This window comes from Pseudomonas sp. UTLPPB19802, from assembly GCF_059730225.1.
Map to the genome: position 1 here is coordinate 2209309 of NZ_AP048545.1, position 24907 is coordinate 2234215.

21 protein-coding genes and 1 pseudogene are annotated in these 24907 nt (G+C 61.5%); 16 read left to right on the forward strand and 6 right to left on the reverse strand.

Annotated features, from left to right (window positions below):
* Positions 1-24: 24 nt before the first annotated feature.
* Together AC6I6U_RS10035 and AC6I6U_RS10040 are read right to left on the reverse strand one after the other, a co-directional pair.
* Entirely contained in the window at positions 25-1275 is a 1251-nt protein-coding gene (locus AC6I6U_RS10035) for an HlyC/CorC family transporter (RefSeq protein ID WP_497881792.1), read from the reverse strand.
* 12 nt (positions 1276-1287) lie between these two features.
* Positions 1288-2100 (reverse strand): cytochrome C assembly family protein, encoded by an 813-nt coding sequence (locus AC6I6U_RS10040; RefSeq protein ID WP_497881793.1) that lies wholly within the window; start codon positions 2098-2100, stop codon positions 1288-1290.
* A gap of 188 nt (positions 2101-2288) precedes the next feature.
* On the opposite strand from AC6I6U_RS10040, the gene ffh reads away from it, so the two are divergent.
* The 11 genes from ffh to AC6I6U_RS10095 all read left to right on the forward strand — a co-directional run bounded on the left by ffh (position 2289) and on the right by AC6I6U_RS10095 (position 15611).
* Positions 2289-3665: a signal recognition particle protein gene (gene ffh, locus AC6I6U_RS10045; RefSeq protein ID WP_497881794.1), complete on the forward strand. Its 1377-nt coding sequence runs from the start codon at positions 2289-2291 to the stop codon at positions 3663-3665.
* 250 nt (positions 3666-3915) lie between these two features.
* Positions 3916-4167 (forward strand): 30S ribosomal protein S16, encoded by a 252-nt coding sequence (rpsP, locus tag AC6I6U_RS10050; RefSeq protein WP_497881795.1) that lies wholly within the window; start codon positions 3916-3918, stop codon positions 4165-4167.
* Positions 4168-4172: 5 nt separating this feature from the next.
* A complete protein-coding gene (rimM, locus tag AC6I6U_RS10055) occupies positions 4173-4709 on the forward strand; it encodes a ribosome maturation factor RimM (RefSeq protein WP_497881796.1) in 537 nt (178 codons plus the stop codon).
* A 3-nt stretch (positions 4710-4712) separates the two neighbouring features.
* Positions 4713-5465 carry a tRNA (guanosine(37)-N1)-methyltransferase TrmD gene (gene trmD / locus AC6I6U_RS10060; RefSeq protein WP_121137017.1) on the forward strand — a complete coding sequence of 251 codons (753 nt, stop codon included), beginning with the start codon at positions 4713-4715 and terminating at the stop codon, positions 5463-5465.
* 45 nt (positions 5466-5510) lie between these two features.
* Entirely contained in the window at positions 5511-5861 is a 351-nt protein-coding gene (gene rplS / locus AC6I6U_RS10065) for a 50S ribosomal protein L19 (protein ID WP_497881797.1), read from the forward strand.
* A 111-nt stretch (positions 5862-5972) separates the two neighbouring features.
* Positions 5973-6869, forward strand: a complete 897-nt coding sequence (gene xerD, locus AC6I6U_RS10070; RefSeq protein WP_497881798.1) for a site-specific tyrosine recombinase XerD — start codon at positions 5973-5975, stop codon at positions 6867-6869.
* A gap of 96 nt (positions 6870-6965) precedes the next feature.
* Complete coding sequence (locus AC6I6U_RS10075; protein ID WP_497881799.1) at positions 6966-7697, forward strand: DsbC family protein; 732 nt, start codon at positions 6966-6968, stop codon at positions 7695-7697.
* Between the two features lie 140 nt (positions 7698-7837).
* Entirely contained in the window at positions 7838-9142 is a 1305-nt protein-coding gene (locus AC6I6U_RS10080; RefSeq protein ID WP_497881800.1) for a homoserine dehydrogenase, read from the forward strand.
* Positions 9143-9173: 31 nt separating this feature from the next.
* On the forward strand, positions 9174-10583 hold the full coding sequence (gene thrC, locus AC6I6U_RS10085) for a threonine synthase (RefSeq protein ID WP_497881801.1): 1410 nt from the start codon (positions 9174-9176) through the stop codon (positions 10581-10583).
* A gap of 188 nt (positions 10584-10771) precedes the next feature.
* The gene (locus AC6I6U_RS10090) at positions 10772-14293 is read left to right on the forward strand and encodes an ATP-binding protein (protein ID WP_497883013.1); all 3522 of its coding nucleotides are present in this window, start codon (positions 10772-10774) and stop codon (positions 14291-14293) included.
* 88 nt (positions 14294-14381) lie between these two features.
* A complete protein-coding gene (locus tag AC6I6U_RS10095) occupies positions 14382-15611 on the forward strand; it encodes an EAL domain-containing response regulator (RefSeq protein WP_497881802.1) in 1230 nt (409 codons plus the stop codon).
* A 28-nt stretch (positions 15612-15639) separates the two neighbouring features.
* Here the strand turns inward: AC6I6U_RS10095 and AC6I6U_RS10100 are convergent, their stop codons facing one another.
* Positions 15640-16302: a response regulator gene (locus AC6I6U_RS10100; RefSeq protein WP_497881803.1), complete on the reverse strand. Its 663-nt coding sequence runs from the start codon at positions 16300-16302 to the stop codon at positions 15640-15642.
* Positions 16303-16609: 307 nt separating this feature from the next.
* On the opposite strand from AC6I6U_RS10100, the gene AC6I6U_RS10105 reads away from it, so the two are divergent.
* Positions 16610-16900 carry a DUF3509 domain-containing protein gene (locus tag AC6I6U_RS10105; protein WP_497881804.1) on the forward strand — a complete coding sequence of 97 codons (291 nt, stop codon included), beginning with the start codon at positions 16610-16612 and terminating at the stop codon, positions 16898-16900.
* Positions 16901-17062: 162 nt separating this feature from the next.
* Here the strand turns inward: AC6I6U_RS10105 and AC6I6U_RS10110 are convergent, their stop codons facing one another.
* Entirely contained in the window at positions 17063-17947 is an 885-nt protein-coding gene (locus AC6I6U_RS10110) for a TIGR02285 family protein (RefSeq protein WP_497881805.1), read from the reverse strand.
* 51 nt (positions 17948-17998) lie between these two features.
* Positions 17999-19198 (reverse strand): CaiB/BaiF CoA transferase family protein, encoded by a 1200-nt coding sequence (locus AC6I6U_RS10115; RefSeq protein ID WP_497881806.1) that lies wholly within the window; start codon positions 19196-19198, stop codon positions 17999-18001.
* A gap of 138 nt (positions 19199-19336) precedes the next feature.
* On the opposite strand from AC6I6U_RS10115, the gene AC6I6U_RS10120 reads away from it, so the two are divergent.
* From AC6I6U_RS10120 to AC6I6U_RS10135, 4 genes are all read left to right on the forward strand, one after another.
* Positions 19337-19879, forward strand: coding sequence for a YaeQ family protein (locus AC6I6U_RS10120; RefSeq protein ID WP_497881807.1), 543 nt, complete (start codon positions 19337-19339; stop codon positions 19877-19879).
* Positions 19880-19931: 52 nt separating this feature from the next.
* Positions 19932-21641 carry a single-stranded-DNA-specific exonuclease RecJ gene (gene recJ / locus AC6I6U_RS10125; protein WP_497881808.1) on the forward strand — a complete coding sequence of 570 codons (1710 nt, stop codon included), beginning with the start codon at positions 19932-19934 and terminating at the stop codon, positions 21639-21641.
* A 186-nt stretch (positions 21642-21827) separates the two neighbouring features.
* Entirely contained in the window at positions 21828-22934 is a 1107-nt protein-coding gene (locus AC6I6U_RS10130) for an NADH:flavin oxidoreductase/NADH oxidase (RefSeq protein WP_497881809.1), read from the forward strand.
* Between the two features lie 257 nt (positions 22935-23191).
* Entirely contained in the window at positions 23192-23383 is a 192-nt protein-coding gene (locus AC6I6U_RS10135; protein WP_497881810.1) for a hypothetical protein, read from the forward strand.
* A 12-nt stretch (positions 23384-23395) separates the two neighbouring features.
* Here the strand turns inward: AC6I6U_RS10135 and AC6I6U_RS10140 are convergent.
* A pseudogene (locus tag AC6I6U_RS10140) lies at positions 23396-24905 on the reverse strand (NAD(P)-binding protein).
* Between the last annotated feature and the right edge of the window lie 2 nt (positions 24906-24907).

Here is a 24907-nt window from a genome sequence, read left to right on the forward strand (position 1 = left end):
GGGGCAGCAGGCTCGGCGCTTCTTTTAGAGAGGGGTGGTGGTCGCTGCGGGAGTGGCGCTGGTGTGCCAGGCCAGTACTCGGCTGACCCGGTTGTCCTCGGTCTCGAGGATTTCCAGGCGATAGCGCCCGATCTTCAGGCACACCGCGCTTTCCGGGATGGTTTCCAGGGCTTCGGTCACCAGGCCGTTGAGGGTCTTCGGGCCGTCGCAGGGCAGGTGCCAGCCCAGGCTCTTGTTGAGTTCGCGGATCGATGCCGCGCCCTCGATCACCAGTCGGCCATCGGCCTGGGGATGAATGTGCGGATTGTCGAGGCTGTGCTCGTTTTCGAATTCGCCGACGATCTCTTCGAGAATGTCCTCAAGTGTGACGATGCCCAGCACTTCACCGTATTCGTCCACCACCATACCCAGGCGCCGCTGTTGCTTGTGGAAATTGAGCAACTGCAATTGCAGTGGGGTGCTTTCCGGTACGAAATAGGGCTCGTGGCAAGCACTCAACAGGGCCGGTACGGTCAGGCTGGCGTCGGCCAACAAGTGACGGACCTGGCGAGTGTTGAGCACCGCCTCGACCTGATTGATATCGCTGTGGAACACCGGCAGGCGCGTACGCTTGTTGTTGCGCAACTGCTCGATGATTTCCTCGATCGGGTCGTCAAGGTTGATCCCGTCGACTTCACTGCGTGGCACCAGGATGTCGTTGACGGTGATGTTGTCCAGCGCGTGAATCCCGGATAGCAGTTGTGGTCGACTTGCGTGTTCCTTGCCAGGCTCTTCCAGGTCGACTGGTGGCATGTCCTCGTCGCTCTGCTTTACCGCGCCGGCCTTGCTGATGAACGGGCGCAACAGCAGGCGGGCGGTGCCGTTCAGCAGCCAGGCCGCGGGGTAGATGATCTTCAGCGGAACGCCGAGCAGGGCATTGCCGACGGCGAGCATGGCTTCGGGATAGCGCGCGGCGAGCAGGCGTGGCAGGTAGTCGGCCAGGACCAGCAGGGTGACGGCGCTGCCCAGGCAGGCCAGCCAGGCGCCATGGCTGCCCCAGAGCAGCAGCGAGAGTAGGGTGGCGATGATCACCACGACGATGCGGCACAGGGTGTTGCAGAAAATCAGGCTTTCCCGCGGGAAGCTCAGGCGTGCGGCCGGCTTGTCCCCGGAACGGGTGGCCGGGCGTTGGGCCATGAGCAGTTGCTGGGCGACCTCAATGGCGGTGAACAGTGCCGACCAGAGGATCAGCAGGGCCAATACGGCGAGCATCGGCCCGGCGGGCAGGTTATCCATGTTCTCGGCCCGTCAGATGTGCAGGATGTATTCGCGGACCAGCTTGCTGCCAAAGTAGGCCAGCATCAGCAGGCAGAAGCCGGCCAGGGTCCAGCGGATCGCCTTGTGTCCGCGCCAGCCGAGGCGGTTGCGTCCCCACAGCAGCACGCTGAACACTACCCAGGCCAGGCAGGCCAGCAGGGTTTTGTGGACCAGGTGTTGGGCAAACAGGTTTTCGACGAACAGCCAGCCGGAAATCAGCGACAGCGACAACAGTGTCCAGCCGGCCCAGAGGAAACCGAAAAGCAGGCTTTCCATGGTCTGTAGCGGCGGGAAGTTGCGAATCAGGCCTGACGGATGCTTGTTCTTGAGCTGGTGGTCCTGCAGCAGCAACAGCAGGGACTGGAACACTGCAATGGTGAACATGCCGTAGGCGAGGATCGACAACAGGATGTGCGCGAGGATGCCCGGCTCCTCGTCGATGATCTGTACCGTGCCCGTCGGCGCGAACTGTGCCAGCAGGACCGTCAGCAGGCCCAGGGGGAACAGGAGCAGCAGCAGGTTTTCCACGGGGATCTGCAGGCAGGCCATCAGGGTCAGCGCAATCACCGCAACGGCGATCAGGCTGGCGGCATTGAAGAAGTCCAGGCCCAGGCCGACCGGGGTCGCCAGGTGGGTGCACAGGGCGATGGCATGGGCCAGCACGGCGAAAGTGCCGAGCCCGACCAGCAGGCGTTTGTCGGCCTTGGCGCGTTGGCGCAGGCGCGCACCTTGATAGAGGGCCGCTGCGGCGTAAAGGCAGGCTGCGGCGATGCTGGTCAGAAAGCTGGGTGACAGAGGAAACATAAGTCCTGTGGAGCAAGCCTGAAAGGCGCTGAGTTTGGCATACATCCGCCAGTCCACGAAAGACCGTGGCGCTAGTGCCGCGCACGCAGTCTCGCTATAATTCGCGATCTGCCCACGCTGCAGGCTTGCCAGGTGCGATTTTCCGTTCGCCGGCGGCCCATTACCCCAGTGGCTTCAAAGGATCGCGCATGTTTGAAAACCTGACCGACCGTCTCTCGCAGACGCTGCGCCATGTCACCGGCAAGGCCAAACTGACCGAGGACAATATCAAAGACACCCTGCGTGAAGTGCGCATGGCGTTGCTCGAGGCCGACGTCGCCCTGCCGGTGGTGAAGGACTTCGTCAACTCGGTCAAGGAGCGCGCCGTCGGTACCGAAGTCTCGCGCAGCCTGACGCCGGGCCAGGCATTCGTGAAGATCGTCCAGGCCGAACTCGAAAGCCTGATGGGCGCCGCCAACGAGGACCTGAACCTCAGCGCGGTGCCGCCTGCGGTCATCCTGATGGCCGGCCTGCAGGGTGCGGGCAAGACCACGACCGCTGGCAAACTGGCGCGCTTCCTGAAGGAACGCAAGAAAAAGAGCGTGATGGTGGTGTCGGCGGACGTCTACCGTCCGGCCGCGATCAAGCAGTTGGAAACCCTGGCCAGCGACATCGGCGTGACCTTCTTCCCGTCCGACATCAGCCAGAAGCCAGTGGCCATTGCCGAAGCGGCTATCAAGGAAGCTCGGTTGAAGTTCATCGACGTGGTGATCGTCGATACCGCCGGTCGCCTGCATGTCGACGCCGAGATGATGGTCGAGATCCAGCAGTTGCACGCGGCGGTCAAACCGGTGGAAACGCTGTTCGTCGTCGATGCCATGACCGGCCAGGATGCGGCCAACACCGCCAAGGCCTTCGGCGACGCGTTGCCGCTGACCGGCGTGGTCCTGACCAAGGTCGACGGTGACGCCCGTGGCGGTGCCGCGCTGTCGGTCCGCGCCATTACCGGCAAGCCGATCAAGTTCATTGGTATGGGTGAAAAGAGCGAAGCGCTCGACCCCTTCCACCCGGACCGGATCGCCTCGCGAATCCTCGGCATGGGCGACGTGCTCAGCCTGATCGAGCAGGCCGAACAGACCCTCGACAAGGAAAAGGCCGACAAGCTGGCCAAGAAACTGAAGAAGGGCAAGGGCTTCGATCTCGAAGACTTCCGTGATCAGTTGCAACAGATGAAGAACATGGGCGGCCTTGGCGGCCTGATGGACAAGCTGCCGAGCATCGGCGGCGTCAACCTGTCGCAGATGGGCAACGCCCAGAACGCGGCGGAAAAGCAATTCAAGCAGATGGAAGCCATCATCAACTCGATGACCCCGGCCGAGCGCCGCGACCCTGAGCTGATCAGCGGTTCGCGCAAGCGCCGGATCGCCCTGGGCTCCGGCACTCAGGTGCAGGACATCGGTCGCTTGATCAAGCAGCACAAGCAGATGCAGAAGATGATGAAGAAATTCACCGCCAAGGGCGGCATGGCCAAGATGATGCGCGGTCTTGGCGGCATGATGCCTGGTGGCGGCATGCCGAAAATGTAAGGAATCTGCGCCGGCCGTCGTGTCGGCGTTGCCCCGCAGGGAAGCGGGGAACTCCAGCAAAACCGCATTATGCGGGGCTGACCCGCCGTTTATGACAACGGCTCCACGGCAGATCTTCATTGCACGGCGTCGAGCGCCGGAAAAAGGCATTGGCAAAAGTCCGGATATTCCTTAGAATATGCGGCCTTTCGGGCACCCATGCCCGCTGTGCATTTAGATTTGCAGCACCGACTACAGGAACGATGTTCACATGCTAACAATCCGTCTTGCCCTTGGCGGCTCCAAAAAGCGCCCGTTTTACCACCTGACCGTAACCGACAGCCGCAACGCTCGTGACGGTTCGCACAAAGAACAAGTGGGTTTCTTCAACCCGGTTGCTCGTGGTCAGGAAGTTCGTCTGTCCGTGAACCAAGAGCGCGTCAACTACTGGTTGAGCGTTGGTGCACAACCTTCTGAGCGCGTTGCTCAGTTGCTGAAGGAAAACGCTAAGGCTGCGGCCTGAGCAATATGAACGCGACGCCTGCTTCTACCGATGATCTGATCGTTATCGGCAAGATCTATTCTGTTCATGGCGTTCGCGGCGAAGTAAAGGTGTATTCCTTTACTGATCCGATCAAGAACCTGTTGGACTACAAGACCTGGACGCTGCGGCGCGAAGGGAGTGTGAAACAGGTTGAGCTGGTCAGCGGACGTGGGAATGACAAATTCCTGGTCGCGAAGCTCAAGGGTCTCGATGATCGCGAAGAAGCCCGTCTTCTCGCCGGTTATGAGATCTGCGTGCCAAGCAGCCTGTTCCCTGAGCTGACTGACGGCGAGTACTACTGGTACCAGCTGGAAGGTCTCAAGGTCATCGACACCCTCGGGCAATTGTTCGGGAAGATCGATCACCTGCTCGAAACCGGCTCGAATGATGTCATGGTGGTCAAGCCTTGTCCGGGCAGCCTGGATGATCGCGAACGCCTGTTGCCTTATACCGGGCAATGCGTGTTGGCCGTCGACCTTGCCGCTGGCGAGATGAAGGTGGATTGGGATGCGGACTTCTAAGCAATGGCTAGCCTGCGCGTAGAAGTGATCAGTCTGTTTCCCGAAATGTTTTCCGCCATCAGCGACTACGGCATCACCAGTCGTGCGGTGAAACAGGGGTTGTTGCAACTGACCTGTTGGAATCCGCGGGACTACACGACGGATCGACATCACACTGTGGATGATCGCCCATTTGGCGGTGGTCCGGGCATGGTGATGAAGATCAAGCCCCTCGAGGACGCCCTGGTTCAGGCCAAGGCAGCAGCGGGGGAGGCGGCGAAGGTGATCTACCTGTCGCCCCAGGGTCGGCAACTGAATCAGTTGGCGGTTCGCGACCTGGCGAAAGAGGATGCCTTGATCCTCATTGCTGGTCGTTATGAAGGCATTGACGAGCGCTTTATAGACGCTCATGTCGATGAAGAGTGGTCGATTGGGGACTATGTTCTCTCCGGTGGCGAGCTGCCGGCGATGGTCCTGATAGATGCGGTTACACGACTGCTGCCCGGAGCTTTAGGGCATGCGGATTCCGCGGAGGAGGATTCCTTCACGGATGGTCTGCTGGATTGCCCGCACTACACCCGTCCGGAGGTGTATGCGGATCAGCGTGTTCCCGACGTGTTGCTAAGTGGCAACCACGCACACATCCGGCGTTGGCGTCTGAAGCAGTCCCTTGGCAGGACCTCGGAACGACGCGCCGATCTTCTGGAAAGCCGCTCGCTTTCTGGAGAAGAGAAGAAGCTGCTCGAGGAATATATCCGCGAGCGGGACGATAGTTAACAACGTATCGATGGTAGATCCGACGATTTACCTTAGGAGCACAGCATGACCAACAAAATCATTCTGCAACTCGAAGCCGAGCAGATGGCCAAAGAGATCCCTACCTTTGCCCCGGGCGACACCGTTGTCGTTCAGGTGAAAGTGAAGGAAGGCGACCGTTCGCGTCTGCAGGCATTCGAAGGCGTGGTAATTGCCAAGCGTAACCGCGGTGTGAACAGCGCGTTCACCGTACGTAAAATCTCCAACGGTGTTGGCGTAGAGCGTACTTTCCAGACCTACAGCCCGCAAATCGACAGCATGGCTGTCAAGCGTCGCGGTGACGTACGTAAAGCCAAGCTGTACTACCTGCGCGACCTGTCGGGTAAAGCAGCTCGCATCAAGGAAAAACTGGCCTGAGTCCAGCTTCCGATGCAGAAAAAAGCAGCCTACGGGCTGCTTTTTTGTTGCCTGGATTTTTATCCTTGGAAACTCTGGCTGCGTTTGCCGTAATACGCTTTTCGAGTCCTTATGCCCGCCATCGATCATCCCCTCATCGACCAGTTCCTCGACGCCCTTTGGCTGGAGAAAGGCCTTTCGGACAATACCCGTGATGCCTACCGAAGCGATTTGATGCTGTTCAACGGCTGGTTGCAGGAGAAGGGCGTTGAACTGCCCAATGCCGGGCGTGAACTGATCCTCGATCACCTGGCGTGGCGCTTGGAGCAAGCTTATAAACCGCGCTCCACCGCTCGTTTTCTCTCTGGTGCGCGTGGCTTCTATCGCTACCTGTTGCGGGAAAAACTGATCGACATCGACCCGACCCTGCAGGTCGAGATGCCGCAACTGGGCAGGCCATTGCCCAAGTCCCTGTCGGAAGCCGATGTTGAAGCGCTGCTCCAGGCTCCGGACCTGAGCGAGGCCATCGGCCAGCGCGACCGTGCCATGCTCGAAGTGCTGTATGCCTGCGGGTTGCGGGTGACCGAACTGGTCAGCCTGACCCTCGAACAGGTCAACCTGCGCCAGGGTGTGTTGCGGGTGATGGGCAAGGGCAGCAAGGAGCGGCTGGTGCCGATGGGCGAGGAGGCGATCGTCTGGATCGAGCGCTATCTGCGCGATGCCCGTGGCGAACTGCTTGCTGGGCGGCCCAGCGACGTGCTGTTCCCCAGCCTGCGTGGCGAACAGATGACCCGCCAGACCTTCTGGCACCGGATCAAGCACCAGGCCCAGGTTGCCGGTATCTCCAAGTCGCTGTCGCCACATACCCTGCGACATGCCTTTGCTACCCACTTGCTCAATCATGGCGCGGACCTGCGGGTGGTGCAGATGCTGCTCGGTCACAGCGACCTGTCGACGACCCAGATCTACACCCATGTCGCCCGTGCCCGTCTGCAGGACATGCACGCTCGGCATCACCCGCGTGGCTAAGGTATACGGGGTTCGGCCACGCCGGGCTTATGTGTTAGGCTCTATCGGTTTGCAATGCGGGTGCCTGATCCCCGTTGCCCGCTATCAGGAGTTCCCATGCGCTTGACTCAGATTTTCGCCGCCGCCGCCCTGGCGTTGGCCAGTACCTTCGCCCTGGCCGACGACGCTGCCGAGCAGGCGATCCGCAAGAGCCTTGACAGCCTCCAGCTGGAAACCCCGGTGGAGAGCATCACTGCCAGTCCGCTGAGTGGCCTGTATGAAGTCAAGCTCAAGGGCAGTCGCGTGCTGTACGCCAGTGCCGACGGCCAGTTCGTCATGCAGGGTTACCTGTTCCAGCTCAAGGATGGCAAGCCGGTCAACCTGACCGAGAAGACCGAGCGCCTGGGTATCTCGAAGCTGATCAACGGCATTCCGGTGGCCGAGACCGTGGTTTATCCGGCGGTCGGCGAAACCAAGTCGCACATTACCGTGTTCACCGACACGACCTGCCCGTACTGCCACAAGCTGCACGCCGAAGTGCCGGCCTTGAACAAAATGGGCATCGAGGTTCGCTACGTGGCGTTCCCGCGCCAGGGCCTGGGCTCGCCGGGTGACCAGCAATTGCAGGCGGTCTGGTGCTCGACCGACAAGCGCGCGGCCATGGACAAGATGGTCGAAGGCGAGGAGATCAAGGCTGCCAAGTGCGCCAACCCGGTCTCCCGCCAGTTCGCCCTTGGCCAGTCGATCGGGGTCAACGGTACACCGGCCATCGTTTTGGCCGACGGTCAGGTAATTCCGGGCTACCAGCCGGCCGCACAAGTTGCCAAACTGGCGCTGGCAGCCAAGTAATTCAGTCTCGTCGCAGTCAGCCTTCAGACGAGCACGACCACAGGCATCTGGCCCGTCGGTCTTAAACAGCAAGCCGCTGGTGGATCAGCGGCTGTTTTTCACGGCCGACCTTGTGTCGGCCGTTTCATGGGGAGTCAAGAGTGAAACCGGTCAAAGTAGGCATCTGTGGGTTAGGTACCGTCGGTGGCGGCACCTTCAACGTACTTCAGCGTAACGCCGAGGAAATTGCTCGTCGTGCCGGGCGTGGGATCGAAGTGGCGCAAATTGCCATTCGCACGCCAAAGCCTCAGTTCCAAACGACCGGTATTGCGATTACCAACGATGTCTTCGAAGTGGCCACGAACCCTGAGATCGACGTCGTCGTAGAGTTGATGGGCGGCTATACCGTTGCCCGTGAGCTGGTACTCAAAGCGATCGAGAACGGCAAGCACGTGGTCACCGCGAACAAGGCGCTGATCGCCGTGCACGGTAACGAAATTTTCGCCAAGGCCCGTGAAATGGGCGTCATCGTGGCCTTCGAGGCCGCAGTGGCGGGCGGTATCCCGGTGATCAAGGCGATTCGCGAAGGCCTGTCGGCCAACCGCATCAACTGGGTTGCCGGCATCATCAACGGCACGGGCAACTTCATCCTCACCGAAATGCGCGAGAAGGGTCGCACCTTCGAGGACGTGCTGGTCGAAGCCCAGGCCCTGGGTTATGCCGAGGCCGACCCGACCTTCGACGTCGAGGGGATCGATGCGGCGCACAAGCTGACCATCCTGGCATCCATCGCCTTCGGTATCCCGCTGCAGTTCGACAAGGCCTACACCGAAGGCATCACCCAACTGACCACCGCCGACGTGAACTATGCCGAGGCCCTGGGCTATCGCATCAAGCACCTGGGCGTGGCGCGCAGCACCGCCGCCGGTATCGAACTGCGGGTTCACCCGACGCTGATCCCGGCCGATCGCCTGATCGCCAACGTCAATGGCGTGATGAACGCGGTCATGGTCAATGGCGATGCCGCCGGTTCGACGTTGTTCTACGGCGCCGGTGCCGGCATGGAGCCGACCGCGTCCTCGGTGATCGCCGACCTGGTCGACGTGGTGCGTGCCATGACCTCCGATCCGGAGAATCGCGTGCCGCACCTGGCCTTCCAGCCGGACTCGCTGTCGGCTCACCCGATCCTGCCGATCGACGCGTGTGAAAGCGCCTACTACCTGCGTATCCAGGCCAAGGATCATCCGGGTGTGCTGGCCCAGGTGGCGAGCATCCTGTCCGAGCGCGGGATCAACATCGAGTCGATCATGCAGAAGGAAGTCGAGGAGCAGGACGGGCTGGTGCCGATGATACTGTTGACCCATCGCGTGGTCGAACAACGCATCAACGATGCCATCGAAGCGCTGGAGGCCCTGCAGGGCGTGGTCGGCCCTGTCGTGCGGATCCGCGTCGAGCATTTGAACTGAGTTGGCGTCGCCGACTGGAGAGGAATTTTTCATGCGTTACATCAGTACCCGCGGCCAGGCGCCCGCGCTGAATTTCGAAGACGTGTTGCTGGCCGGCCTGGCCAGCGACGGCGGCCTGTACGTGCCGGAGAACCTGCCACGTTTCACCCAGGAGGAAATCGCTTCCTGGGCCGGCCTGCCCTACCACGAGCTGGCTTTCCGGGTCATGCGTCCGTTCGTCACCGGCAGCATTCCGGATGCGGACTTCAAGAAGATCCTCGAGGAAACCTACGGTGTCTTCGCCCACAACGCTGTTGCGCCACTGCGCCAGTTGAACGGCAACGAGTGGGTGCTGGAGCTGTTCCACGGCCCGACCCTGGCCTTCAAGGACTTCGCCCTGCAACTGCTGGGTCGCCTGCTCGACTACGTGCTGGAAAAGCGCGGCGAGCGCGTGGTGATCATCGGTGCGACCTCCGGCGATACCGGTTCGGCGGCGATCGAAGGCTGCAAGCACTGCGAAAACGTCGACATCTTCATCCTGCACCCGCACCAGCGGGTGTCGGAAGTGCAGCGTCGGCAGATGACCACTCTCTTCGGCGAGAACATCCACAACATCGCCATCGAAGGCAACTTCGACGACTGCCAGGAGATGGTCAAGAACAGCTTCGCCGACCAGAGCTTCCTCAAGGGGACGCGCCTGGTGGCGGTGAACTCGATCAACTGGGCGCGGATCATGGCCCAGATCGTCTACTACTTCCACGCGGCGCTGCAACTGGGTGGCCCGGCGCGTTCGGTCTCGTTCTCGGTGCCGACCGGCAACTTCGGCGACATCTTCGCCGGTTACCTGGCGCGCAACATGGGCTTGCCGATCAACCAGCTGATCGTCGCGACCAACCGCAATGACATCCTGCACCGTTTCATGAGCGGCAACCAGTACGTCAAGGAAACCCTGCATGCCACGCTGTCGCCGTCCATGGACATCATGGTCTCGTCGAACTTCGAGCGCCTGCTGTTCGACCTGCACGGTCGCAACGGTGCAGCCATTGCCGGCCTGATGGACACCTTCAGGCAGGGTGGCGGCTTCAGCGTCGAGCAGGATCGCTGGACTGAAGCGCGCAAGCTGTTCGATTCCCTGGCGGTGGACGATGCGCAAACCTGCGAGACCATCGCCGAGGTCTTTGCCCAGACCGGCGAAGTACTCGACCCGCATACCGCCATCGGCGTGAAGGCAGCCCGTGAGTGCCGTCGTAGCCTGGACATCCCGATGGTGATCCTCGGTACTGCGCATCCGGTCAAGTTCCCTGAGGCAGTTGAGAAAGCTGGCGTAGGAAAAGCGCTTGAACTACCTGCACACCTTTCAGATTTGTTTGAGCGAGATGAGCGTTGCACCGTTCTGGCCAATGACCTGAAAGTCATGCAGGCCTTTGTCAGCCAGCATGGCAACCGTGGCAAGCCGCTCTGACCGACTAGAACGGTCACACTTTAGAGCCCGCCCCTTGGCGGGCTTTATCGTTTTTGCGTGACAAACTTTCCCCTGTTTTTTCATTTCATTGAATCAGGGGGGGCGAGAAGTTCGTCATGGCGTTTCTGCGGCGATCGATCTATTTCATTCTGGCCTGGGTAGTTCTTGCGAACCTGTCTGGCCCATTGATGGCCGCCCAGGGGCTGCCGTTCAATCTGCCCAAGTCCTTTGTCGAGTTCTCCCGCTTGCCTCTCAGTGCGGACGAACAGCGCTGGCTGGGGACCGGCCGCAAGCTGCGGGTCGGTATCTCGGTGGCCGACTATGAGCCGGTCGATATCACCAGCGACCGCAATCGCTATCAGGGCATCAGCGCCGACTATGTGGGGCTGATTCGTGATCGGCTGGGGGTGGCGGTGGAGGTTCTGGGCTTTGCCGAGCGCGACCAGGCCGTGGAGGCGCTGCGAAACGGGCATATCGATCTGCTGACCAGCGCCAACGGATTTGAGCGAGGTTTTCCAGAGCTGGCATTCACTTCCGACTACATGCCGGATCGCTCGGTAATTGTCACGCGCAGCGACGCTCCCGAGCGGGACAGTCTCGATGGCTGCAAGGTGGTGCTGCTGGAAGGTTATGCCGATGCGCAGGTGGTACATGCCACTTACCCCAAGAGCCGGGTCATCCTGGCGCCGACCCTCTACAGTGCATTGGAAGCATTGGTCCAGGGCGAGGTTGATGCGTTTATCGGCAACGAGGTCATCGTTCGCGCCTACGAAACCATGCGTCCACACCTGGGCTTGCAGATCCGTGGGCAAAGCGCCCTGCCTTCGATCGGGTTCGCGTTCGCCACGCGCCGTTCCGAGCCGCTGCTCAGTGGCCTGGTCCAGCGAGTGTTGGACAGCCTCGACGAAGCGGTGCGACGCGAGATACTGGCGCGCTGGACCACCGGGTTCGGTTCCGATATCGCCCAGTCCCGGGTCAAGCTGGCTTCAGCGGAGCAGGCCTGGATCGACAGCCATCCGCGGGTGACCGTCGCTTCCCAGCAGTACCCCCCCTACATCTACAAGGATGTCCATGGTCGTTGGGTTGGCCTCAATGCGGACCTGCTGGCACGCATATCCCGGATGACCGGGTTGCAGTTCGTCTTCGAGGAGAGTTTTTCCACGGTCCAGACCCTCGACATGCTCAAGGATGGCCGGGCGCTGATGAATGGCTCGCTGGCGGAAAGCCCCGAGCGCAAGGCGTTCCTGAATTTCACCTATGCGTTTGGTGGCAGTTCCTGGGTGTTTGTCGTGCCGGCCCATGACGGTTCGCTGGGCTCGTTCAGGCAACTGGCTGGCCGGGTACTGGCATTACCCGAGGAGCATGCGCTGCAAGGCTTGATTCGCCGGGAGTATCCGGATGTCGTGCTGCGCAGCGTCAAGACCCAGGAGGATGCCAGGTCACTGGTCGAGCGCGGCGAGGCGGCGGCTACCATCCAGAGTGATGCCCGAGCCTATCTGTATCCGCCGGGCAAACTGAAGGTCGGACGCAGCGTCGAAGGTCTCTGGTCTGCGGACAACTTCTCGGTGGTCAAGAGCGCTCCCGAGCTGCTTGGCATTCTCAACAAATCCCTGGAGGCCTTTCCTGTCGCGGAGCTGCGGGCGCTACGGATCAAGTGGTTGGGCGCCGTTCCCGTGGCACCGCCGGCATCGGTCTGGGCGCGGGTGCCGCGCTGGGTTTATGGCCTTGCCGCTGCCCTGTTGTTGCTGGGGGGCGTCTCGCTGGGCTGGAACCGCCGTCTGAACATCCAGATTGGCCAGCGTCGCCTGGCCGAACAGGAACTCAACGACCGATTGGCATTCCAGCGTGCCTTGCTCGACGGTATCCCCGATCCGATTTTCGTCCGCGATCTGCAGGGACGGTTGATCACTTGCAACCGCAGTTATGAGCAACGCCTTTCGACAACACTGGAGCAGGTTGCGGGACGCCGTATCACCGAAGAGGGTGCGTTGCTGCCGGAGGTTGCCGAGGCGTTGCACCGCGAATTCCTGTTGCTGTTGGAGAGCCAGCAGCCGGTGTTCAGCGACCGCCAACTGGCGTTTCCCGACGGTAGCATGGACGTCTACCTGTGGATGGTGCCGTTCCACTCGGCCGGTGCGCAGTTGCAGGGATTGCTGGGTGGCTGGATCGATATCACCGAAAGAAAGCAGCTTGAGGTTCAATTGACTGAAGCCCGGCGGCAGGCCGAGCGGGCCAGCCACGCCAAGAGTGCGTTCCTGGCAACCATGAGCCACGAGATACGCACGCCCATGGGGGCGATCATCGGTTTGCTCGAAGTGGAGCGTGAGCAGGCGCTGGCCCGTGGGCAGGTGTTCCCGCAAGGGCTCCAGGTCGCCTATCAGTCGGCCCGGGAACTGACCGCCTTGATCGGCGACAGCCTTGACCTTGCCAAGATCGAGGCCGGAGGCATGCGCCTGGTGCTGCAACCGACCGACTTGAGGGCACTGCTCGCGGGTGTCGTGCAACTGTTCGAGGCGGTGGCGAGAGAGAAGGAGATTGTCTTGAGCCTGGATATCGATCTTCCCCTGGAAGGCCTCTACCGGCTCGATCCGTTGCGTTTGCGCCAGATTCTGCACAACCTGATCGGCAATGCATTGAAGTTCACCAGCAAGGGGGTTGTCCGTGTTCGGGTGTCGCGCCTCTGGCAATCGATGGAGGTCGATCGGTTGTCCATCGATATCGAGGACTCTGGCAGGGGAATAGGCCCGGAACAGCAGGCGATCCTGTTTGCCCCGTTCATGCAGGCCCGTAGCGAAGCCGATGAGGAGCATGAGGGTACCGGCCTCGGCTTGAGCATCTGCAAACAGCTGGTGGAATTGATGGATGGCACCATCGCCCTCGAAAGCCATGTGGGGCAAGGCACTCGCGTGCACATCGAGCTGCCGCTCAAGCATGAAACCCAGCCTTCGCTGCAGGCGTCGCTCGACGGCACGACCTCCCGGTTGCCTTGTCTTGATGTACTGATTGTCGATGACCTGTCCGCCAATCGCCTGGTCCTGCAGCAGCAGCTCAGTTTCCTTGGGCAGCGCGTAGAGGCCTGTTCGACCGCACAGGCCGCCTTGCAGGCTTGGAGAACCGGGCGCTTCGACCTGCTCATCAGCGATTGCAACATGCCCGGGATGAGCGGCTATGAGCTGGCCAGGGCTCTACGACAGGCCGAGACCGAGGAGCAGCGGCCTGCGTGTGTGATCATCGGCTGTACGGCCAACGCCGTCAGTGACGAACGTCAACGCTGCCAGCAGGCCGGCATGAACGACCTGCTGGTCAAGCCGGTGCTTCTCGAAGACCTGACCCGCTTGCTTGCGCAGATCGATTCTCGGCAAAAGTCCTTCGATATCCAGACGCTCAGGCACATGACCCATGCCAATGCGAACGTACTCCAGCACATGCTGCTGGAACTCTGGAAGAACCTGCGTGATGAGCGTCGTGAACTGGAAACCCTGGTCGACAGGGATGACTGGGGCGGTGTGGCGGCCTGTGTCCATCGCCTCAAGGGAATCGCCTGCCTCGTCGATGCCTTTACGCTGGCGCAGGCCTGCGCCGACATGGACAGTTGCATCAAGCTGAAGCAGGGCGAGCGTTTGCGTGCCCACTGGCAAATACTCAAGGCCGTGATAGACCGGATGATTGCCGACATCGAGCCGAATTTGCAGGAGAAACCGGCATTTTAGGACTTGTCCTATGGGGAACGCCGATCTGCATGGCTAAGGTGGAAGGCCTTTGCGGATAAATGACCGCTTCCACCTGCGGAGATCATCGATGCGTGCGCTCAGGATCCTGATTCTTGAAGACAACCCTTTTCAACTCATGGCGTTGCACCAGATGCTCAATGCCAATGGTGTCTTCGATGTGCTTACTGCCGAAAACGTCGAGAGTGCACGCCAGTCTCTGGCCAATCGAGGGCCGATCGATGTCGCCATCTGCGATCTGTACCTGGAGGATGGCGACGGCCTGGAACTGATCAGGCACCTGGCTGAAACCCGCGAGGCCCAGGCGTTGATCATCCTCAGTAGCCTGGAGGCGGAATTGCGTGAAGGGGCTGCACACATCGCCCGGCAGCAGGGGCTGCATGTGCTGGGCTGTCTGCTCAAACCCGCATCGGCAGCCATACTGGGCGAACTGCTGGCCACCTATCAGCGACGTTTCGGCCGCCAGCGCCCTGGTCTGCCATTGGCGCAGGTCTGCGAGCTGCTCTCGCTGCATGAGCTTCAGGCGGGCGCCGGGACCGGGGCGATCCAGAAACACTGCGAAGCCTTTTTCCAGCCCAAGGTGAGTTGCGATGGTCGGGTGCAGGGCGTCGAGGCCCTGGCTCGCTGGCGGCACCCGGAGCAGGGCATGCTGCTGCCGGATACCTTCATCCCGGTGCTCGAGTATGCCGGCTTGTCCCAGGCCCTTGCCTGGCATATGTTCGAGCAGGCCATAGGTCTGTCAGCCGAAGTATACCTGGGCACCGGACAGTATCTGTCAGTGACGGTCAATGTAGCCGGGCTGATGGTTGAGCAGGCGGACTTCGCCACACGCCTGGGCGAACTGTTGGGGCGCTTCGGTCTGCCCGCCGAGTGGCTGACCGTGGAAGTGCTCGACGGCGCAGACTGCACCAGCGAGGCAGCACAGGCTGAGGGGATGCTGCGTCTGCGAATGCTTGGGTGCCAGTTGTCGATCGGCGATTTCGGCGTGGCGAGTGCAGGTCTGCAACGTTTGCTTGAACTGCCGTTTTCGGAACTCCGGATCGCCCCGCGCTTCGTCAGTGGCATGGCCGAGGACTCGCGCAAGCGCTCGATCGTTGCTGGGGTCTTGAGCATTGCCCAGGGCATGGGCTTGCGGGCGGTCATCACCGGGATTGAAACCGACGAGGAGTATCGGCTGGTCCAGGCGTTGGGTAACGTGCTGGTCCAGGGGCGCTTCATTGCCGCGCCGATGAGTCGCATGGAACTGCTACCGTGGCTGACGATGGCCGGCATTACCAGTGTTCCCGAGTGTGCGAACTAGCCCCCACACCAGGTTTTTCATACAGAGCCTAGGCCAGCCCCTGTTCCTGGAGGTACAGAAACAGGGCCGCATCGTTGGACAGCCCGAGCTTGCGCATCGCGCTGATCTTTTGGGCGCTGACGGTCTGTTTGCTGCGGCACAGGCTGGTGGCAATCTCTCCGACCGTTCGGCCCGCCGCCAGCAGGCGGGTGACTTCCAGCTCGCGAGGAGAGAGCAACTCGCGGTCACCCAGCCGGTGCGTGCCCACTTCCCCAGCCTGGGCGAGGGTCTGGCGCACGGAATTGGCCACGAATGGTTTGTCTTGGCGGACATGCTGAATGGCAACCGGAAGTTCATCCGCGAGGCTGGCCTTGCTCAGCAGCCCCCTGACTCCCTGATCCAGGATGTAGCGAAAAAGTCCGGCGTTGTTGAGCATGGTCACGACCACGATCGGAAGCTGCGGATAGTGGCGCAACAGGGCTTCGATCATCCGCAGGCCATCGTTGCCCTCGGTGGTCGGCATCATGAAATCAGTGATAAGCGTGTCGCAGGGGCAATGTGCAAGCAGGTCGAAGAGTTCTCCGGGGCTGCTGGCTTCGCCTACGACCTGCAGTTCGGGAACCCGGTCGAGGACAGCCCGCAAGCCGATCAGGAAAATCGGATGATCATCCGCCAGGACGATCCGTAGGGGCGTATTGGGGAAGGAACTCAAGGCAGGTCTCCGATGGGCACGGCGGTGGTGCGGATGAAGGCAAAGCAAAAAAACAGATGTATTGGCTCATGTCTGTGAGTAAAGCCGATGTGGCTTGTAGTGAAAGTCTAAAAACCGCTGATCTGATTTTAGCCGCGCTTTCCCCACTGTTTTTTCCTTGTCATCTTTCTCGTTCATGTTCGACAGACGTCGATCAGTTCGCAGGACTTGAACGGACTCGGCGAACTTTCTTCACCGGCTGGCGGTCACTGACTCCAGGCACCTTTGTTTTCGACCTTCGGGTTTTGACTATTGAGTGGTGATCGAGATGGAAAGTATCAGCCTGTTGCTCAGTGAGGCGCTGAGCCCGTATTCCGTTACCCTGACACCGTCCGGTGGCCATGGTGAATGTGTAGTGAGCGTGAGCGGTGTTGCCGGGCCGGTCCTGGTGGAACGCGAGGTGAATCAGGCCCAGTTGACCGACAAGCGCCTGCTGACGGATGTGGTCGATGGCCTGCATCGTGATCTTCGAATCGCTGAAGGGCGTCTGGAGCCGTGCATGATTGCCGCCTGGCGCAACGCTGCCGAACAGGGTGGCGCACGTAGCGCCAGCCTGTAGATTTTTTTTGGAACCTTCCTTCCCAAGGTACTGTCAGACTTTATAACGGCAAGAGCAGGCATTGTGCTCCGGTGTATGTGGCTTGTCGTACTGGTCTTTGTAGGCCATGTTTAACCCCGAGTCGTCTCCCCACTTCTCGGGGTTTCTTTTGCCTGGAATTTGTCACTGGTCCTCGGGGGCAAGAAAAAAGCGCTTGGCATCGTCCCGATATTTTCCCTGCTCGGCAGGCGCCAGCCAGTGGGCATAGAGCTCCACCAACTGGTCCCGACGCAATTCGCGCAGAATCTCGTTGATATGGGGAATCGCCGCCCGGCCTTGCGGCGTGTTGGAGCAGGCGACCCGGATGAACTGATAGCTTGCCGTGCCCTTGATGGGGTAGAACGCCAGCTGGTCATCATCGATATGCTGCTGATGGGCCTGGTAGCGGACCTCCACCCCGTAGCCGAGCAAGGCCTTCAGGCGCCCCACGCGTTGCATCTGCAACAGGCTGCCGAGGGCATCATTGCCATAATGGCGTACCAGGTGTTGCTCGCTGGTCTGGGCCAGCACATCATCGATGGGATGGCCGTAGCTGCGTTCGGCGATGATCCCCAGTTGCAGGCTATCGCTGTGCAGCAGCGCGGCGAGATCGACCTGGCCATCGAGCAGAAACGGCTCGATCAGTGCCCGATCCTGCTGACGCACCACCAGGCCGTTGCTGGTGGTGCCCATGCTGCGGATGGAGAACAGCATCTTCTGTGCGCGTGCGGCGGTCCACAACAGCGCCGGATCGCAGGTGAACGATGCCCCACCGAGCATTTGCATGCCCCGTGCCCGGTTGACCCGCAGGATGGTGTGGTCGTACTCCGGCAACCGCTCCATCAGCAGCGGCAGCATCCGGTCGACGGCACCCTGGCCCTCCTGCGGCCCGTCGAAAATGCTCAGGGGCGGCAAGTCCCGCAGCAGCCAGACCAGGGTTTCCCTGGCCTGCGCTCCTGTCGAAAGTGCGCCGAGCAGCATCGTCAACAGCGCGGGAGCGAGGCGTCGCCACAAGGCACTGGGGGTCATGAGGTGGATACCTTCCTCGGCTTGAAACCAGTCGTTGGTTACCGTGACACGTCAAATGGCGCCGTTTTCACGCAGGCGGGCAATCTGTGTCTCATCGTAGCCCAGGTCACTCAACACTTCGGTGTTGTGTTCGCCCAACTGCGGCCCGACCCATTCGCTGGAGCCGGGTGTCTGCGAGAGTTTCGGCACGATGCCCGGCATCTTGAAATCCTTGCCATCCGGCAGCTTGGCCTGCAGGAACATTTCCCTGGCGAGGAATTGCGGATCGCCGAACATGTCTTCAGCGCTGTAGATCCGACTGGCAGGAACCTCGGCCGCCGCCAGCACGGCGAGTACCGCGTCCAGCGGTTGTGAGTTGACCCAGCGGTCGATCACCCCGTACAGCTCGTCACGTCGACTGTCGCGGCCGTCGTTGCTGGCCAGTCCCGGGTCGTTTGCCAGGTCATCGCGGCCGATGGCCAGCATGAAGCGCTTGAAGATCGCATCGCCGTTGGCGCCAATCTGCACATGCCGGCCATCGGCCGTGGTGTGGATCGACGACGGGGTGATACCGGGCATGATGTTGCCGGTGCGTTCGCGGATGAAACCGAAGACGTCGAACTCCGGCACCATGCTTTCCATCATCGCGAAGATGGCTTCATACAGGGCGACATCGACTACCTGGCCCTGTCCACCGTTCACTTCGCGATGACGCAGGGCCATCAGCGCGCCGATCACGCCCCACAACGCGGCGATCGAGTCGCCGATGGAAATGCCGGTACGTACCGGCGGACGATCCTCGAAGCCGGTGATGTAGCGCAACCCGCCCATGGATTCGCCGACCGCGCCGAAGCCTGGCTGGTCCTTCATCGGTCCGGTCTGGCCGAAGCCCGACAACCGCACCATCACCAGCCTGGGATTGAGTGCATGCAGGGTTTCCCAACCCAGGCCGAGTTTCTCCAGGACTCCGGGGCGGAAGTTCTCGATCAGGATGTCGGCTTCGCTCAGCAACTGTTTGAGAATCGCCAGTCCGTCAGGGTTTTTCAGGTTCAGTGTGAGGGATTTCTTGTTCCGTGCCTGGACGAACCACCACAGCGAGGTACCTTCGTACAGCTTGCGCCACTTGCGCAGCGGATCGCCGCCATCCGGCGATTCGACCTTGATTACCTGCGCGCCGAATTCGGCACAGATCCGCGAGGCGAAGGGACCGGCGATCAGCGTTCCGAGCTCAATGACTTTCAGGCCGGAGAGAGGTTTGGCGGCGAATGGCATGGGCGATCCTGTAGGACAAAATAAGCAATGTAGAGCCTTTTAACATGGCGCGCGCCATCTTCATAACCATCGGTAGTCGTTGATTACCCTGCGTATCGGTTAGACTTGGCACCTTTCCCGTCTTTAGAAGCCCCGTTCATGGCCCAGCCGTCCACGACCTACAAGTTCGAACTCAACCTCACCGACATGGACCGCAACGTCTACGAGAGCGTCAAGCAGACCATTGCCCGCCATCCTTCGGAAACCGAAGAGCGGATGGCTGTACGGCTGTTGGCCTACGCCCTCTGGTACAACGAACTGCTGGCCTTTGGTCGAGGCCTTTCAGATGTAGACGAACCAGCGCTGTGGGAAAAAAGCCTGGACGATCGGGTGCTGCATTGGATCGAAGTCGGCCAGCCGGATGCCGATCGCCTGACCTGGTGCTCGCGCCGCACCGAACGTACCAGCCTGCTGGCCTACGGTAGCCTGCGGGTCTGGGAAGGCAAGGTGGTTCCTGCGGTCAAGAACCTGAAAAACGTCAATATCGCCGCGGTCCCCCAGGACGTACTGGAAACCCTCGCCCAGGACATGCCGCGGGTGATCAAGTGGGACGTGATGATCAGCGACGGAACCGTCTTCGTGACCGACGACCGTGGCCAGCACGAAGTCCAGCTCCAGTGGCTGCTGGGCGAGCGGGGCTGAGTCCCGCTCCCGTTTCAACCCCTGTGCATTGAAGAGAAATTCCACCAGCGTTATGCGTATCGAACCCCGCCCACTGCCCGCCACCCTGCCATTCCTCGGCGACCTGCCGCCACTGCTGACCCGCCTGTACGCGGCGCGGGGCGTCGAGTCCCAGGCCGAACTGGACAAGAGCCTGGCGCGGCTGATCCCCTTTCAGCAACTCAAGGGCATCGAGGCGGCAGTGGACCTGCTGGTGGTTGCGCTGGAGCAACGCCAACGGATTCTGATCGTCGGCGACTTCGATGCCGATGGCGCCACTGCCAGCACGGTCGGTGTGCTGGGGCTGCGTCTGCTTGGGGCCGCCCATGTCGATTACCTGGTGCCCAACCGTTTCGACTACGGCTATGGCCTGACGCCGGAAATCGTCGCCGTGGCCCTGCAGCGCGAACCGCAGTTGCTGATTACCGTCGATAACGGCATCTCCAGCATCGATGGCGTGCAGGCGGCCAAGGCCGCAGGCTTGAGCGTGCTGGTCACCGATCACCACTTGCCAGGCAGCGAACTGCCGGCGGCCGATGCCATCGTCAATCCGAACCAGCCTGGCTGTGAGTTTCCGAGCAAGGCGCTGGCCGGTGTCGGAGTGATTTTCTATGTGTTGATGGCCCTGCGCGCGCGGTTGCGCAGCCTGGGCTGGTACGACAGCCGGCCGCAGCCGAACATCGGCGAACTGCTGGACCTGGTGGCGCTGGGCAGCGTGGCCGACGTGGTGCCGCTGGACGCCAACAACCGCATCCTGGTGCACCAGGGGCTGGAGCGGATACGCGTGGGCCGCGCCCGTCCAGGTATCAAGGCGATCCTGCAAGTGGCCAAGCGCGAGCAGGCCCGCCTGACCTCGACCGACCTCGGGTTCATCATCGGCCCGCGGCTGAATGCCGCCGGGCGCCTGGACGACATGAGCCTGGGCATCGAATGCCTGCTCTGTGAGGATCCTGCCCTGGCCCTGGAAATGGCCAGCCAGTTGGATGAGATGAACAAGGATCGAAAATCCATCGAGCAGGGCATGCAGCGCGAGGCCCTGGCCCAGCTCAAGGAACTGCCGGTGGAGTCGATGCCGTTCGGCCTGTGCCTGTTCGATCCGGACTGGCACCAGGGTGTGATCGGTATTCTCGCTTCACGCATGAAGGACCGTTACCACCGTCCGACCATTGCCTTCGCCGATGCGGGCGATGGCATGCTCAAGGGCTCCGGCCGTTCGGTCGCCGGCTTTCATATTCGCGATGCCCTAAGCGTAGTGGCGGCGCAGCACCCGGACCTGATGAACAAGTACGGCGGTCACGCCATGGCTGCGGGCCTGAGCCTGCCACAGGAGAACTTCCCGCTGTTCGCCGAGGCTTTCGATGCCGAGGTGCGCCGTCAACTCAGCGAGGATGACCTCACTGGCCGCCTGCAGACCGATGGCTCGCTGGCCCTCGAAGAGTTCAACCTGGAACTGGCCCGGGCGCTGCGCAATGCCGGCCCGTGGGGGCAGCATTTCCCCGAACCGTTGTTTCACGGCGTCTTTCAACTGGTGGAAAAACGCATCGTCGGCGAGCGCCACCTGAAGGTGGTGCTCAAGAGCGAATGTGGTTCGCTGAAGCTGGACGGCATTGCCTTCAGCATCGACCCGGAAGTCTGGACGAATGCCCGGGTCGACTGGGTCGAGCTGGCCTACAAGCTCGATCTCAACGAGTTCCGTGGCAAGGAAAGCGTGCAGTTGCTGATCGCCCATATCGAACCGCGCTGAGATTTGCCGCGGTTGAACCCGCCGGGCTCTCCCATTGTCGACTAGGCTCTAAGCACTGTCTGAATGGTCTTGTGACATTGTCTTCTTTTCCACCCGCCGGGGGGCGGGTCTTCACCTTCGTTCATGTCACTCGCCGACGTTCTCACAGAACCCTGGAGCCAGCCCACTTGATTTGAGAGGTGCCCCATGAGTCTGCTGCTTGAACCCTATACCCTTCGCCAACTGACCCTGCCGAACCGCATCGCAGTTTCGCCCATGTGCCAATACTCCAGCGTCGATGGCCTGGCCAACGACTGGCACCTCGTTCACCTGGGCAGCCGTGCGGTGGGCGGTGCCGGCCTGGTTTTCACCGAAGCCACGGCCGTGACGGCCGATGGCCGCATCACCGCCCAGGACCTGGGCCTGTGGAGCGATGAACAGATCGAGCCGTTGCAACGCATCACCCGGTTCATTGCGGCCCAGGGCGCGGTGGCAGGTATCCAGCTGGCCCATGCCGGCCGCAAGGCCAGCACCCATCGGCCCTGGCTGGGCAAGCACGGCAGCGTCAAGCCGGAAGAGGGCGGCTGGATACCGGTCGGGCCGTCGCCAATCGCCTTCGATCCACAGCACACCCAACCCCTGCAACTTGACGAGGGGCAGATCACCGAGGTGATCCAGGCGTTCGTCGCGGCGGCACGGCGTGCCCTCGTCGCCGGCTTCAAAGTGGTCGAGGTGCATGCGGCCCACGGCTATTTGCTGCACCAGTTCCTCTCGCCGCTGAGCAACCAGCGTCGCGACCAGTACGGCGGTTCGTTCGAAAACCGCATCCGCCTGGTCCTGCAGGTGACCGAGGCGGTACGTGCCGTGTGGCCCGAAGAGCTGCCGCTGTTCGTCCGTGTTTCTGCCACCGATTGGGTAGAGGATGGCTGGAACCCGGATGAAACCGTGGAGCTGGCACGACGCCTGAAAGCGCTCGGAGCCGACCTGATCGACGTGTCATCGGGCGGCACCGCCGCCAATGCGGAGATTCCCACCGGGCCCGGCTACCAGACCCGTTTCGCCGAGCGCGTGCGCAAGGAATCCGGCATCGCCACCGGTACGGTTGGCCTGATCACCGAGCCGGCGCAGGCCGAACACATCCTGCGTACCTGCCAGGCCGACATCATCCTGCTGGCCCGCGAACTGCTGCGCGACCCTTACTGGCCGCTGCATGCCGACGATGACCTGGGCGGGCGCAAGGCGGTCTGGCCGGCGCAGTACCAGCGCGCGACCCATCGTGACCAGCCGATCCATGAGTCGGATTTGCGCGAGTAAAGGGCCATTCATACCGTGGAAGGTTGGTCCGAGGGCGAGGCGGAGCAGGAAGAGTTGATCCTGCTCCGCTGCTTCAAACTGTATTTCGAGCTGCACTGAAGCCACCATCCAGGCAACGGACGCAGCAATCTGTGTGATTTCTCCTGCTTCAAATTTCGAAAAGATCTTAGCCAGATGCTGATCCTTCCTACCCTTAGGCTAAGTCTGAGGCGCTCGGCCCAGACAGTTCCCTGTTCTGTCGCAGAAGGAAGTGGTCCATGGCAAAGGAGCGGAGCGTTTTCGGTTTCATGCTGTTTCTCTGGCGTTTCAGGGCGCCGCCCGCACCGCGGGTACATCGGCTCAGTCCGCAGGAGCGGGAACTGGTCGAGCGTTATCGGACACTCTCTGAAACAGACCGCGACGCGCTGTTCTGCCTGCTGAACCAGATGGGCAGCGTTTCGCGGTTCTGACTGCGATTGGGCTTAACCTGTTTCCCCCACCGCTCGCCAGGCCTCATCGATCGCCGCATGGGCATACGCGCTCCACGCCGCATCGGAGTTGGCGATGCTCACCCGTCCCACCGGCTTGCGCGCCAGCTTCATCAGCTTTTCGCTTTCGTCGGCATCGTCGAACAGACTGTTGGAGAAGTAAGCGTAGCCGTGGGACCAGCGGTTGATGGTGATCGCCAGGATGTCGGTCTCGTGGTTGAAACCAGCGGGGCCGAGCATGCGCTGCAACTGGCCGCGCAATTGCGCCTCCAGTTGCTCGAAGGTTTGGCCGTAGAGCTTGCCGCGACCGACGCGGGCCTGGTCGCGGGCGTTCATGCCGCTGTTCGGGCTGGTCGGCACGTAGACCATGTGCAGGCCGATGGGCTGACCTGGGTCGCGCGGATGCTCGTAGCCGCCCATGCTCACCGGGTAGTCGAGCTTGATCCGGCTGTAGGGCTGGGTGGCCGCGTATATCTCGTGCACGCCGAGTTTCTGGAACGCCTGCCAGTTGCGCACGACCACCTTGGTGTACACCAGCGGGAACTTCACGTTCTGGCTCAGTGCGTGGGCCTGGGGCGAGGCCCATTGCGCCGAAACCGGGGAAGCCGACGTTGTAGGCGTCCAGTGCCGCCACCGCATCGATGCTCAGGGCCGAGAAGTCGTTGGTGCGGCTTTGGAAATACTTCACGGCGTTTTCCGACAGGCCGACATCCTTGAGCAGGAAGTCGCGGTAGCTGGTGGCAGCCAGGTGCGCGGCTTTCTCCTTGGCGCTCTTGCCCGCCAGGTAGGCGCGGGGGGCCTGGTGCAGGTCGACCAGCGCCTGGCGATCGGCCGGTGGTAGCGGGAAGTCGTTGATGAATTCGCTGATGGGGCGGGCGTTCAACTGCCGGGGGGCGATGTCGTCGGCGACCATTGGTGTCGGGTCGCCCGTCACCAGCTTGTCTTCACCGAAGTTCTCTTTGTCGAAAAATACCCCACGTGATAGCCCCAGCTCCGGATAGAACGAGCGGTCGAAGGCGGTTTCGAAACGCTTGATATCGACCCCGAGCTTTTTCAGCAGGCCGTTGACCTGCTTGCTGTAGAGATGGTTCGGCGACTGGAAGGCCTCGCTGCCACCGTAGCCGAGGATCATGCGACCGCCGGCGGAGAACTCGTTGCGCTTGGCGTGGCCGCCGAAGTCGTCATGGTTCTCGGGGATCAGGATGCGCGCTTTCGGGTGTTTTTCACGCTAGAACCACGCTGCCGCCAGGCCGCTGAGGCCACCGCCGACCACTACCAGATCGTACTCGGCGGCAATCGGCAGGTGGTCGGTATCGAAAACCTTTTTCTCCCAGCCCATCTGGTGGGCCACCTCGAATGCGCCGACATGGCTGCCGCGCAGGCCGGTCAGCGCCGGTGGGTAGTAGCGCCCGTCGGGTGCGGCCTGGAGCAGTTGCAGCGGGGTCATGCCGGCGGCAATCGTGATGGCAACGCCGTTGAGGAAGTCGCGGCGTGTAATGTCCATGA

What these genes read in the sequence shown, in the direction of transcription:
- AC6I6U_RS10035 (WP_497881792.1), bottom strand. Translation starts at nt 1,275, where the DNA reads ATGGATAACCTGCCCGCCGGGCCGATGCTCGCCGTATTGGCCCTGCTG.
- AC6I6U_RS10040 (WP_497881793.1), bottom strand. Translation starts at nt 2,100, where the DNA reads ATGTTTCCTCTGTCACCCAGCTTTCTGACCAGCATCGCCGCAGCCTGC.
- ffh (WP_497881794.1), top strand. Translation starts at nt 2,289, where the DNA reads ATGTTTGAAAACCTGACCGACCGTCTCTCGCAGACGCTGCGCCATGTC.
- rpsP (WP_497881795.1), top strand. Translation starts at nt 3,916, where the DNA reads ATGCTAACAATCCGTCTTGCCCTTGGCGGCTCCAAAAAGCGCCCGTTT.
- rimM (WP_497881796.1), top strand. Translation starts at nt 4,173, where the DNA reads ATGAACGCGACGCCTGCTTCTACCGATGATCTGATCGTTATCGGCAAG.
- trmD (WP_121137017.1), top strand. Translation starts at nt 4,713, where the DNA reads ATGGCTAGCCTGCGCGTAGAAGTGATCAGTCTGTTTCCCGAAATGTTT.
- rplS (WP_497881797.1), top strand. Translation starts at nt 5,511, where the DNA reads ATGACCAACAAAATCATTCTGCAACTCGAAGCCGAGCAGATGGCCAAA.
- xerD (WP_497881798.1), top strand. Translation starts at nt 5,973, where the DNA reads ATGCCCGCCATCGATCATCCCCTCATCGACCAGTTCCTCGACGCCCTT.
- AC6I6U_RS10075 (WP_497881799.1), top strand. Translation starts at nt 6,966, where the DNA reads ATGCGCTTGACTCAGATTTTCGCCGCCGCCGCCCTGGCGTTGGCCAGT.
- thrC (WP_497881801.1), top strand. Translation starts at nt 9,174, where the DNA reads ATGCGTTACATCAGTACCCGCGGCCAGGCGCCCGCGCTGAATTTCGAA.
- AC6I6U_RS10090 (WP_497883013.1), top strand. Translation starts at nt 10,772, where the DNA reads ATGGCCGCCCAGGGGCTGCCGTTCAATCTGCCCAAGTCCTTTGTCGAG.
- AC6I6U_RS10095 (WP_497881802.1), top strand. Translation starts at nt 14,382, where the DNA reads ATGCGTGCGCTCAGGATCCTGATTCTTGAAGACAACCCTTTTCAACTC.
- AC6I6U_RS10105 (WP_497881804.1), top strand. Translation starts at nt 16,610, where the DNA reads ATGGAAAGTATCAGCCTGTTGCTCAGTGAGGCGCTGAGCCCGTATTCC.
- AC6I6U_RS10110 (WP_497881805.1), bottom strand. Translation starts at nt 17,947, where the DNA reads ATGACCCCCAGTGCCTTGTGGCGACGCCTCGCTCCCGCGCTGTTGACG.
- AC6I6U_RS10115 (WP_497881806.1), bottom strand. Translation starts at nt 19,198, where the DNA reads ATGCCATTCGCCGCCAAACCTCTCTCCGGCCTGAAAGTCATTGAGCTC.
- AC6I6U_RS10120 (WP_497881807.1), top strand. Translation starts at nt 19,337, where the DNA reads ATGGCCCAGCCGTCCACGACCTACAAGTTCGAACTCAACCTCACCGAC.
- recJ (WP_497881808.1), top strand. Translation starts at nt 19,932, where the DNA reads ATGCGTATCGAACCCCGCCCACTGCCCGCCACCCTGCCATTCCTCGGC.
- AC6I6U_RS10130 (WP_497881809.1), top strand. Translation starts at nt 21,828, where the DNA reads ATGAGTCTGCTGCTTGAACCCTATACCCTTCGCCAACTGACCCTGCCG.
- AC6I6U_RS10135 (WP_497881810.1), top strand. Translation starts at nt 23,192, where the DNA reads ATGGCAAAGGAGCGGAGCGTTTTCGGTTTCATGCTGTTTCTCTGGCGT.